Annotated in this window: 9 protein-coding genes; 6 read left to right on the forward strand and 3 right to left on the reverse strand. The window is 61.5% G+C overall.

Going from position 1 to position 11,676, the window contains the following annotated elements:
* Positions 1-39: 39 nt before the first annotated feature.
* Both rdgB and hemW read left to right on the forward strand, forming a co-directional pair.
* On the forward strand, positions 40-639 hold the full coding sequence (gene rdgB, locus GPS82_RS11135) for an RdgB/HAM1 family non-canonical purine NTP pyrophosphatase (RefSeq protein ID WP_296494614.1): 600 nt from the start codon (positions 40-42) through the stop codon (positions 637-639).
* Positions 640-965: 326 nt separating this feature from the next.
* On the forward strand, positions 966-2,207 hold the full coding sequence (hemW, locus tag GPS82_RS11140; protein WP_296494596.1) for a radical SAM family heme chaperone HemW: 1,242 nt from the start codon (positions 966-968) through the stop codon (positions 2,205-2,207).
* 11 nt (positions 2,208-2,218) lie between these two features.
* Here the strand turns inward: hemW and GPS82_RS11145 are convergent, their stop codons facing one another.
* The 3 genes from GPS82_RS11145 to GPS82_RS11155 all read right to left on the reverse strand — a co-directional run bounded on the left by GPS82_RS11145 (position 2,219) and on the right by GPS82_RS11155 (position 5,733).
* A complete protein-coding gene (locus GPS82_RS11145) occupies positions 2,219-2,635 on the reverse strand; it encodes a DUF1850 domain-containing protein (RefSeq protein WP_296494598.1) in 417 nt (138 codons plus the stop codon).
* Between the two features lie 46 nt (positions 2,636-2,681).
* On the reverse strand, positions 2,682-4,700 hold the full coding sequence (locus GPS82_RS11150; protein WP_296494600.1) for a TRAP transporter permease: 2,019 nt from the start codon (positions 4,698-4,700) through the stop codon (positions 2,682-2,684).
* Between the two features lie 73 nt (positions 4,701-4,773).
* The gene (locus GPS82_RS11155) at positions 4,774-5,733 is read right to left on the reverse strand and encodes a TAXI family TRAP transporter solute-binding subunit (protein WP_296494602.1); all 960 of its coding nucleotides are present in this window, start codon (positions 5,731-5,733) and stop codon (positions 4,774-4,776) included.
* Between the two features lie 197 nt (positions 5,734-5,930).
* On the opposite strand from GPS82_RS11155, the gene GPS82_RS11160 reads away from it, so the two are divergent.
* The 4 genes from GPS82_RS11160 (at position 5,931) to gshB (ending at position 11,579) form a co-directional block, all read left to right on the forward strand.
* Positions 5,931-7,214 carry a glutamate-5-semialdehyde dehydrogenase gene (locus GPS82_RS11160; RefSeq protein WP_296494605.1) on the forward strand — a complete coding sequence of 428 codons (1,284 nt, stop codon included), beginning with the start codon at positions 5,931-5,933 and terminating at the stop codon, positions 7,212-7,214.
* Positions 7,215-7,263: 49 nt separating this feature from the next.
* Entirely contained in the window at positions 7,264-8,559 is a 1,296-nt protein-coding gene (gene gshA / locus GPS82_RS11165) for a glutamate--cysteine ligase (protein WP_296494607.1), read from the forward strand.
* Between the two features lie 73 nt (positions 8,560-8,632).
* On the forward strand, positions 8,633-10,501 hold the full coding sequence (locus GPS82_RS11170; protein ID WP_296494616.1) for a potassium transporter Kup: 1,869 nt from the start codon (positions 8,633-8,635) through the stop codon (positions 10,499-10,501).
* 109 nt (positions 10,502-10,610) lie between these two features.
* Complete coding sequence (gshB, locus tag GPS82_RS11175; RefSeq protein ID WP_296494611.1) at positions 10,611-11,579, forward strand: glutathione synthase; 969 nt, start codon at positions 10,611-10,613, stop codon at positions 11,577-11,579.
* Positions 11,580-11,676: the final 97 nt, after the last annotated feature.

The raw sequence follows: 11,676 nt of genomic DNA on the forward strand, positions 1-11,676 counted from the left end.
TGCTCTGCAACAGGCCGCCCTGGCCGGGTCAGCGCGCGTATGAAGATCGTTCTGGCCTCCAACAACGCCGGCAAACTGGCCGAGTTGCACGCCATGTTTGCACCGCTGGGCTTCGATCTGGTGCCGCAGGGTAGCCTGGGCATTCCCGAAGCCGATGAGCCGTTTCATACCTTTGTTGAAAACGCACTGGCCAAGGCGCGGCATGCCGCCCGGCACAGCGGCCTGCCTGCCGTGGCCGACGATGCCGGCCTGTGTGTGGACGCCTTTGGTGGTCTGCCAGGCGTGCAAACCGCTTTTTATGCCACGCAGTTCGGCTACCCCAAGAGCGATGACAACAATGTGCGGGCCTTGCTGGAGCAGATGCAGGGCATCGACAACCGGCGTGCGGCGATGGTCAGCACGCTGGTGGCGCTGCGCTCACCCGACGACCCGGAACCGCTGGTGGCGGTGGGCCGGGTGGTGGGCGAAATTGCCCGCGAGCCGTTGGGGTCCAACGGCTTTGGTTTTGACCCGGTGATGTTCATTCCCGAGTTTGGTCAGACCTTTGCCCAACTGCCGGTGGAGGTCAAGAATGCCAACAGCCACCGGGGGCGGGCTGCTGCGGCCATGGTGGCGTTGATGCGTGAGCGGTGGCTGTGAGGGGTGAGCCACGGATACCGGAGCCCTTGGTACCCAAACCCGCGAGGTAGGCCCTGTGGGCGGCTTCCTCATACTGGGGTACCAGAAATCGTCAGCCCCCCACAGGGCCTACCTCGCTAGTTGCTCGATCAAAAACATCGATCGCCAATCGTTACTTATGCTGCTGGACTCCGGAAAGCCTTTGCAAGCGCTCCGCCCTGTCAGCGCAGCAGCCCGATGGGGTGATCGCCGATTTCTGGTACCCCAGTATGAGGCGGTCGCCCCATCGGGCTGCTGCGCGGCACGCACGCCAAACGCCCTGAACCCTGCCCTCTTGAAGCGACCCCATGATCCCGATCCAGCCTGACAACTCATCACAAGAACTGGCAAGCAGCCCGCGCGACATCCAGCACTACATGCGCCCCGGCACGCTGCAACTCGGTAGCCTGCCGCCCCTGTCGCTGTATGTGCACCTGCCCTGGTGCCTCAAAAAGTGCCCTTATTGCGACTTCAACTCGCATGAAATGCGCAGCGCCGAGTTGCCCGAGCAACGCTACATCGACGCACTGATGGCCGACCTGGAGGCCGCGCTGCCCCTCATTTGGGGCCGCAGCGTGCAAACCGTGTTCATGGGCGGCGGTACGCCCAGCCTGTTTTCGCCGCAAGCCATTGACCAACTGCTGGCCGGCATACGAGCCAGGGTGCGGCTGGCGCCCAACGCCGAAATCACGCTGGAAGCTAACCCCGGCACCTTCGAGAAAGACCGCTTCAGAGCCTACCGTGGCGCCGGTGTCACGCGCCTGTCGGTCGGTGTGCAAAGCTTCAACGACGACTTTTTGCGCGCGCTGGGCCGGGTCCATGACCGCGGCCAGGCCATCGCGGCGGTCGAAGAGGCAGCACTTGCCTTTGACACCTTCAACCTTGATTTGATGTACGCCCTGCCCGGCCAGACGCTCGAGCAGTTGCGCGCCGATGTGAGCACCGCGCTGGCGCTGGCGCCCCGGCACCTGTCGATCTACCACCTCACCATCGAGCCCAATACTTACTTTGCCAAGTTCCCGCCCGCCGCCGTGGAAGACGATCTGGCCGCCGACATGCTGGACCTGATCACCGACCTGACCGGCACAGCAGGCCTGCAGCGCTACGAGGTCTCGGCCTACGCCCTGCCCGGCCACGCCAGTGTGCACAACATGAACTACTGGCAATTTGGCGACTACCTGGGACTGGGTGCCGGCGCCCACAGCAAGATCAGCTTTGCCCACCGGGTGGTGCGCCAGGTGCGCGCCCGCAGCCCCGAGCTTTACATGACGCAGGCGCTGGCCGGGCAATGTGTGGTGCAGGACGTGGATGTCAAGCGCAGCGAGTTGCCGTTTGAGTTCATGCTCAACGCGCTGCGGCTGGCGGGCGGCTTCGATGTCGGTCTGTTTGCCGAGCGCACAGGCATGCCGCTGTCTGCCCTGCAAGCCGGGTTAAACCAGGCCCAAACGCAGGGATTGCTCACCGTGGACGGCAGCCACGTCCAGCCCAGTGTGCGCGGTTTTGACTTTTTGAACGATTTGCAGGCGCTGTTTTTGCCTGCAGCACGCTGATGCCGCCCTGCCTACTCGGGCCCGCGGCAGGCCTTGAGCAGCGTGACGCCGCCGTCTGAAGGCAACCAGTGAGCCATGGGCTGGCAGCGGCCCGGCACACACAGCTCGTAGTCGGGGGTGAACTCCGAGCGGGTCAGGCGCAACTCAGGCGGCACCTTGGTGACTGGTGTGTAGCGGTACCAGCCCTGGCGCAGCACCGCATCAGGAGGCGGCTCCATGCCGGCGCCTGAACCGCGCACCCTGGCCTGCACCGCGTGCAGCACCGGCTGGCCAAGCACCGCATCAAACCGCACCGCGTAGTCCTCTTCCCAACGCACTTTTTCAATCGAATGGGTCCAGGCCAGCGTAAATTCGGTGACTGGCACAAACACCACTGGGGTGCCTTGGAGCGCGGCAGCCAGGCTCAGGCAAATGCCAAGAGATGCCATGCGTCAATCCGCCAATGCAGAAGTTTGCAGGGCCAACCGCAAAGGCTCATTTGGCGCGGCTGCGCCACACATGCCAGGCGACAAATGCGGCAATCAGGCCCAGGCCCAGTTCGTCCGTCAGGGGCAGCGCTACCACCAGCAGGCTGGCCGAGCCAATGGCCACCACACGCTCCACCAGGTTGAGCCGCGTGATCAAAAAGCCGATGGCGCCCGCACCCCACATGCCAATCGCCACCAGCGCCTTGAAGACAATCCAAGTGGTGTCGAGCCAGTCACCGCTCTGCAGCATCAGCGCCGGGCTATACACCGCCATGAACGGCACGATGAAACCCGCAATGGCCACGCGGATGGCCTGTATGCTGATCTTCAGGCCACTCACGCCCGCAATCGGTGCCGCCGCAAAGGCCGCCAGCGCCACCGGCGGCGTCAGGTCGGCCATGATGCCAAAGTAAAAGACAAACATGTGTGACACGATCAGCGGCACACCCAACTGCAGCAGCACGGGCGCGGCCAACGAACTGGTGATGATGTAGTTGGGAATGGTCGGTATGCCCATGCCCAGCACCAGACAGGTCACCATGGTGAGCAGCAGCGCCAGAAACAGGCTTTTTTCACCCACGGCAATGATGCGCCCGCCCAGTTCGGCGGCCACGCCGGTCAGGTTGATCATGCCGATGATCACGCCTACCAACGCACAGGCAATCGCCACCGGCAGGGCGTGGCGGGCACCGTCCACCAGCGCTTTGACGGCCAGTTTGCGCGCGTCAGCGCCGTTGCGCAGAATGAAGGTCAGCGCCACCAGCAGGGCAATCAGGACAAAAAAAGTACCCACGCCAAACTGGAAAAAACCCGAGCAGGCAAAGCCCAGCAGTACCCAGGCCAGGGCGCGCAGTGGCGTGCGCTTGACGCCGCTGATCACGGCCGCGCCAAAGATCAGAATCGCCGTCAGTCCCAGCCCCACCGTGCCGGAAAACAGCGGCGTGTAGCCGGAAAACAGCAGGCCGACCAGCCCCGCCAGCGGCAGCAGCAGGTACCAGCGCTCGCGCACTGCCGTCCACGGGTTGGGGCAGTCCTCTTTGGCCAGGCCCGTCAGGCCCTTGCTGCCGGCCTCCAGATGCACCATCCAGAAGGCGGTCACAAAGTACAGAATGGCCGGAATCACTGCCGCCTTGACGATCTCGATGTAGGGCACATTGATGGTCTCGGCCATGATGAAGGCCACCGCCCCCATCACCGGAGGCATGATCTGACCGCCCATGCTGGCGGTGGCCTCCACGCCGCCGGCAAACGCCGGGCTGTAGCCAAAGCGTTTCATCAGCGGAATGGTGAACTGCCCGGTGGTGACCACGTTGGCCACGCCGGAGCCGCTGATGGTGCCCATCAAACCCGACGAGATCACGGCCACCTTGGCCGGCCCGCCGCGCGTGTGGCCCACGGTGCCCAGCGCAAAGTCGGTAAACAGGCGGATCATGCCGGCCTGCTCCAGAAAGGAGCCGAACAGGATGAAAAGAAAAATGTAGGTGGACGACACATAGGTGGGCGTGCCGTAAATGCCCTCGGTGCCAAAGCCCAGGGTGCTCACAATCTGATCCAGCCCAAAGCCCCGGTGGGCCAGCGTCCCCGGCAAATGCTCGCCGAACATGCCGTAAAGCAGAAAAATAGCGCAAATCACGGGCAAGCCCCAACCCATGGCGCGTCGGGCGGCATCAAACACCAGGGCTACCGTGACCACACCGACCACCCAGTCGAAGGTGGTGAGATCGCCCGAGCGCTGGGTCAGGTCAGCCTCAAACACCCACTGGTAGATGCTGAAAGCAAAGCCGGTCAGACCCATGGCCCAACCAATGGCCCGCCAGAGCGCCGAGCGCCCGCCCATCGGCGGGTAAATGGCATAGATCATCAGCAAGACAAAGCCGACATGGATGGATCGGATCACCAAGCTCGACAAGGGGTGAAAGGCCGCCATCCACAGCTGATAGCTGGAGAAGAAAATCGCAACCCAGAAAATCGCGCCGCTGGGCGGCTCCAGTGATCTATCTTCGGAATCGGTACTGGGTTCGTTCATGGGTACCTCTTGAAGATGAATCCGAATCGACCTTCCGCGGCGGGGGTCGGTCCGGATGAAGGACGGTCAGCGCTTACTTGGCCAGGCCCACTTCCTTGTAATAACGCTCGGCGCCCGGGTGCAGGGGCACCGGCATGCCCTTGATGGCGTTCTCGCGCTTGATCGCCTTGGCCGCGTTGTGCGACGCGTAGAGCGTGTCAAGGTTCTCATACATGCTCTTGGTCATTTGATAGGCCAGCTCGTCGGACACCCCGGCGTGGGTGATCAAAAAGTTGGGAATGGCCGCGGTGGCAATGTCGGCGGTTTGCCCGGTGTAGGTGTTGGCCGGAATCATGGCCGCCTGGTAAGCCGCGTCGCCCACTTTGGCAACCACGTCAGCGGGCACGGGAATCACCACAATTTTCACCGCCGTGGCCAAGTCACGAATGGAGGCCACCCCCAGGCCGGCAGACTGCAGTGTGGCATCGAGCTGGCGGTTTTTCATCAGCTCCACCGATTCGCCAAAGGCCAGGTACTCCACCTTGGCCATGTCGGCATAGGTCAGGCCCGCGGCTTTGAAGATGGCACGGGCGTTGAGCTCGGTGCCCGATTTGGCGGCTCCCACAGACACGCGCTTGCCTTTGAGGTCAGCCAGGGTTTTGATGCCAGAGTCGGCATTGGCCACGATCTGGATGTAGTTGTTGTAGGTGCCCGAGATGCCGCGCAGCTTGTCAAGCTTGGTCTTGAAACCGGCCTCTTCGTCGCCCTTCCAGGCGTCTGAGACCGAATCGGCCAAGGCCAGCGCCAGCTCACCACGCCCCGCCTGCAACAGGTTGAGATTTTCCGCAGAGGCTTTGGTCACCTGCGCCGTGGAACGAACGTTGGGTATGGCTTTGCCAAAGATTTGCGACAAGGACACCCCGAGCGGGTAATACACCCCGCTTTGGCCGCCGGTGAGCACATTGATGAATTGCTGCTGCTGGGCCAGCGCAGCGCTGCTGACGATGGCCGCGCCCAGGCTCAAGGCCAGTGTGAATTTTTTGACAAGACGCATGGGTTCAATCTCCAGTAGGTAAGCGATGGCAGAAAATGAGGACAAATTTATTGTTGACCGGATCGCCCCCCTTGTCTGCTGGTGTTTTCCCCCACACAGCCGCTTATTTTTCAGACCCGGCGCCCGAGGCGGCAACCCTCATAAATCAAGTACGATTCGACGCCTGTACCCAAGCCAACCCCACCACGAGACCGTCCATGACGACACCCGACACGCCAGAAACCGCCCAGACCCTTGGGCTGCAGGCCAAGCAGGCTTCCGCGCTGATGGCCAAAGCGCCCGCGGCCAGCCGAAACGCCGCGCTGCGCGGCCTCGCCAAACTGCTGCGCGCCAACGTCGATGCGCTGCAGGTCGATAACGCCAGAGACTTGGAGCGCGCTGTGGCAGCGGGCCTGGCAGCCCCCATGGTGGACCGGCTCAAGCTCAGCCCCAAGGTGCTCGAGACCTGTGCCCAGGGCTGCGAGCAATTGGCCGCCATGGCCGACATCATCGGCGAGATCACCGCCCTGCGCCAGCAGCCCAGTGGCATCCGCGTGGGACAGATGCGCGTGCCCATCGGGGTTTTTGGCATGATCTTTGAGAGCCGCCCCAACGTCACCATCGAGGCCGCCAGCCTCTCCATCAAGAGCGGCAACGCCTGCATTTTGCGCGGCGGCTCGGAGGCCATTGAATCCAACAAGGCGCTGGCCCGGTTGGTGCAACGGGCCCTGCTTGACAGCGGCCTGCCCGCCCATGCGGTCCAACTGGTGCAAACCACCGACCGCGCCGTGGTGGGCGAGCTCATCACCATGCCGCAATATGTGGATGTGATCATTCCGCGCGGCGGCAAGGGTCTGATCGAGCGCATCAGCCGCGACGCCAAAGTGCCGGTCATCAAGCATCTGGACGGCAATTGCCACACCTATGTCGACGACCCGAGTGATCTGGCCATGGCCGTCAGTGTGGCCGACAACGCCAAGACCAGCAAGTACAGCCCGTGCAACGCGACTGAGAGCCTGCTGGTGGCGCGCGGCGTGGCCGCCGAGTTTTTGCCTTTGATCGGTGCCATTTATGCGGCCAAGGGGGTCGAAATGCGCTGTGACCCCGAGGCCCTGGCCCTGCTGCAGGCCTGCCCTGAAAAAATGGTGCTTCAGCCCGCCTCGGAGGCCGACTGGTATGAGGAATACCTGGCGCCCATCATCAGCATCAAGGTCGTGGCCGGGGTGGACGAGGCGATTGCCCACATCAACCAATACTCCAGCCACCACACCGACGCCATCCTGACGCGCGACCACATGCACGCCCAGCAGTTCCTGCGCGAAGTTGATTCGGCCAGCGTCATGGTCAATACCAGCACCCGTTTTGCCGACGGGTTCGAGTACGGCCTGGGGGCCGAGATTGGCATCAGCACCGACAAGTTCCACGCCCGCGGCCCGGTCGGCATCGAGGGTCTGACCTCGCTCAAGTATGTGGTGCTGGGCGCGGGCGAGGTGCGTCGTTGAGCGGGGTGAGAGCGCTTAAAATCAGGGTTAACACTATGCAAGGTCTCCTATGGTTCCGCACCTGATCACCGCCCTGACGGGCCCCATCAACGAGTTGGAGCAGCGCGTGCTGGACTCCATGCCCGCCATCGAGCGCTGGTTCCGACTGGAGTGGATGGAGCACACCCCGCCGTTTTACAGTTCGGTGGACGTGCGCAATGCCGGCTTCAAGCTGGCCCCGGTGGACACCAACCTGTACCCTGGCGGCTGGAACAACCTCACGCCCGAGATGCTGCCGCTGGCAGTGCAGGCCGCCATGGCCGCCATCGAGAAAATTTGCCCTGAAGCGCGCAACCTGCTGGTGATCCCGGAGAACGGCCAGCCCAGCAGCTTTTACCTGTCCAACCTGGCCCAGTTGCAGCGCATTTTCAACATGGCGGGCCTGAATGTGCGGCTCGGCTCGATTGACCCGGCCATCAAGAAAAACACCACGTTTGAGCTGCAAAACGGCGACCATGTCACGCTGGAGCCGGTCATTCGCACCAAGCGCCGCCTCGGCCTGAAAGACTTTGACCCCTGCACCATTCTGCTCAACAACGACCTGAGCGCCGGCGTGCCCGGCATTCTGGAAGAAACCTACGAGCAATACCTGCTGCCGCCACTGCACGCAGGCTGGCCCACCCGGCGCAAAAGCACACATTTCAAGTGCTACGAAGAAGTGTCCAAGCGACTGGGCAAACTGCTGGGCGTTGACCCCTGGTTGATCTATCCGCTGTTTGACCGCTGTGAAAACGTCAATCTGGGCCTGGAAAACGGGCTGGACTGTTTGCAAACCCAGATCGACAGCGTGCTGACCCGCGTCAAGCGCAAGTACAAAGAATACGGCATCAAGGAAAAGCCATTCGTGGTGGTGAAAGCCGATCACGGCACCCACGAGCTGGGCATTGTCACGGTGCGCGATACAAAGGACATGGATGCGCTGCAAGAGCGCATCAAGACTTTGAACAAGGGCCGCAAAGCACCCCATTTACCCCACGATTTCATGGTCCAGGAGGGCGTCCTGACGCAGGAACGCGTCAACGATGCGGTAGCCGAGCCGGTGATCTACATGATGGACCGTTATGTGGTGGGCGGCTTCTACCGGGTGCATGCCGGGCGCGGCATCGATGAAAACCTCAACGCCCCCGGTGCCGGTTATGTGCCGCTGGCGTTTGAGCACAGCACCCAATTGCCCCAGCCTGGCGTCAAACCGGGTGCCAGCGTGCCAAATCGCTTTTACATGTATGGCGTGGTGGGACGTTTGGCCATGCTGGCCGCCAGTTATGAGCTCGAAGCCACCGACCCCGACGCACAGGATTTCGAGTAAGCGGCGGTTCTGACGCAAAATAGCGCTCCAACATGACACGGAGCCCGGCGGCTTGAAGCCTGCGGGTGACTATCTGGCAACATCTCAAACTTCGCTGCGCGCCCTCACCCTGGGGGCCATTGGTGTGGTCTATGGCGACATCGGCACCAGCGTGCTGTACGCCGTCAAGGAAGTTTTTGGTTCGGGGCATGTGCCCTTCACGGTGGACAACGTGATGGGCATTCTGTCGATCTTCTTCTGGACGCTCACCGTCATCATTTCCCTGAAATATGTGACCCTGGTGCTGCGCGCCGACAACAACGGCGAAGGCGGCCTGGTGGCCATGCTGGCGCTGGCGTCCCAGTCCGTCAAGGACAAGCCCAAGTTGCGCCGGGTGTTGTTGCTGGTGGGAATTTTTGGCACTTGCCTGTTCTATGGCGACGGCGTCATCACCCCGGCGATCTCGGTGCTGTCAGCGGTTGAGGGGCTGGAGGTGGTGTCGCCCAACTTCAAGAAGGCGGTGATTCCGCTCACGCTGGTGATTTTGTTCGGCTTGTTTGTGGTGCAAAAGCGTGGCACTGCCGACATTGGCAAGTTTTTTGGCCCCATCACACTGGTCTGGTTTGTCAGCATTGCGGTGCTGGGCGTGTCGCACATCATGCACAACCCGGAAATTCTGCTGGCGCTGAGCCCGCACTATGCACTGGCCTTCATGTGGGCCGAGCCAATGACCACTTTCATCATTCTGGGCGCGGTGGTGCTGTGCGTGACCGGTGGCGAGGCCCTGTATGCCGACATGGGGCACTTTGGCAAAAAACCAATTCGCCTGGCCTGGTTTTTCGTTGTCATGCCGTGCCTGACGCTGAACTACTTTGGTCAGGGCGCGCTGCTGCTGAGCAACCCGGCTGCAGTCAAGAATCCGTTTTATATGATGGCGCCCGCCTGGGCCTTGATTCCGCTGGTGGTGCTGGCCACGATGGCCACGGTCATTGCCTCGCAGGCCCTGATCACAGGCGCGTTTTCTGTGACCAAACAGGTGATTCAGCTGGGCTATTTGCCGCGCTTCCAAATCTGGCACACCAGTGTCAAGGAAACCGGGCAGATCTACATGCCGTTTGTGAATTGGGGGCTGTTTGTGCTGATTGTGCTGGCTGTGGTGCTGTTCAAGTCATCCAGTAACCTGGCGGCGGCTTACGGCATTGCCGTGACGCTGGACATGCTGATCACCACCGTGCTCACGTTTTTTGTCATCCGCTACGCCTGGCACTACCCTTTGGTGCTGTGCGTGGGCGCCACCGGCTTGTTTTTTGTGGTCGATCTGGCGTTTTTCTCATCGAATTTGCTCAAACTGCTCGATGGCGGCTGGTTCCCCTTGTTGATTGCAGCCGGCATATTCACCGTGATGCTGACCTGGAAGGACGGCCGGCGCCTGCTGAACAAAAAACTGGCCGCCGACGCCATTGACCTGACCAGCTTTCTGGAGGCGGTTTTTGTCAGCCCGCCCACCCGTGTCGCAGGCACAGCAGTGTTCTTGACGGCTGCGCCCGGCACTGTGCCCAACGCCATGCTGCACAACCTGAAGCACAACAAGGTGCTGCATGAGGTCAACCTGTTCGTCACCGTGGTCAACCATGAAGTGCCGTGGATCGGCATGGACAAGCGGCTGGAACTGGAAGCACTCGGGCACGATTGCTGGCAGGTGGTGGTGAACTATGGCTTCAAGAACGACCCCGACTTGCCGCGCGCGTTGAAACTGATGAAGGGCCGCGGCTTCGAACTCGAACCCATGAGCACCAGCTATTTCCTGAGCCGCGACACCATCGCACCATCGCTGGCTGGCGGCATGGCCCCATGGCGGGAGAAATTGTTTGCCCAAATGCACCTTAACGCCAGCGCAGCGGCCAACTTTTTGAACCTGCCCAGCAACTCGGTGGTGGAGTTGGGCAGCAAGATTGAAATTTAAAAACCTGATACTTTGCGGGACAGACCAAGATTTGCGCAGCAAATTTGCTCTGTCCTCAACTGATTCAAGACAGATCTTCAGCTCTGTCCCCAACTGATTAGGAACTCAAATGCACCTGTTGTTCATCGCCGACCCGCTGGAATCTTTCAAAATTTACAAGGACACCACCTTTGCCATGATGCGCGAGGCGCAGGCGCGCGGCCACCGTTTGAGCGTCTGCGAACCCAAAGACATCATGTGGCAGCGCGGTGCGGCCGTGACCGCTTTTGTGCGCGACATCACGCTCACCGGGCATTCGGTGGACTGGTTCACCGCGCTCCAGCAAAAGCCCGATGAGCGGGGCCAGGCCATTCGCGAATTTGACGCCGTGGTGATGCGCAAGGATCCGCCGTTTGACAACGAGTTTTTCTACGCCACCCACCTGCTGGAACAAGCCGAGCGCGAAGGTGCCAAGGTGTTCAACAAGCCCCGCGCGCTACGTGACCACCCTGAAAAACTGGCCATCATGGAATGGCCCCAGTTCATCGGCCCAACCCTGGTCACGCGCGACGCGCAGGACATCAAACGCTTTCATGCCGAGCACCACGACATCATTCTCAAACCGCTCGACGGCATGGGTGGCACGGGCATTTTCCGGGTCAAGGCCGACGGCCTGAACTTGGGCGCCATCACCGAAACACTAAACCAAGACGGCGCGCAGACCGTGATGGTGCAAAAGTTCCTGCCCGCTATCTCGGAGGGCGACAAACGCATTTTGGTGATTGGCGGCCAGCCTGTGCCGTTTTGCTTGGCGCGTATTCCGCAAGGCGGCGAGGTGCGCGGCAACCTGGCCGCTGGCGGCAAGGGCGTGGCGCAGCCCTTGAGCGCGCGCGACCGTGAAATTGCCGAAGCCATCGGCCCGGTGCTGGCCCAACGCGGCCTGTTGCTGATGGGTCTGGACGTGATTGGCGACAGCCTGACCGAGATCAACGTCACCAGCCCGACCTGCTTCCAGGAGATCTTTGACCAGACCGGCTTTGACGTGGCCGCCATGTTTGTGCAGGCGCTGGAAGCTGCCGTGGCAAACGCCTTGGCTTGACGACCTGCGATTGACCGAAGGGATCAGCGCAACAAGACGTAAAGAATAATGAGAAACACAATAGTGCCGACACCGATATACATAGCTGACTCCATCG

The sequence above is a fragment of the Rhodoferax sp. genome, assembly GCF_011391645.1.
Taxonomy (GTDB): domain Bacteria; phylum Pseudomonadota; class Gammaproteobacteria; order Burkholderiales; family Burkholderiaceae_C; genus Rhodoferax.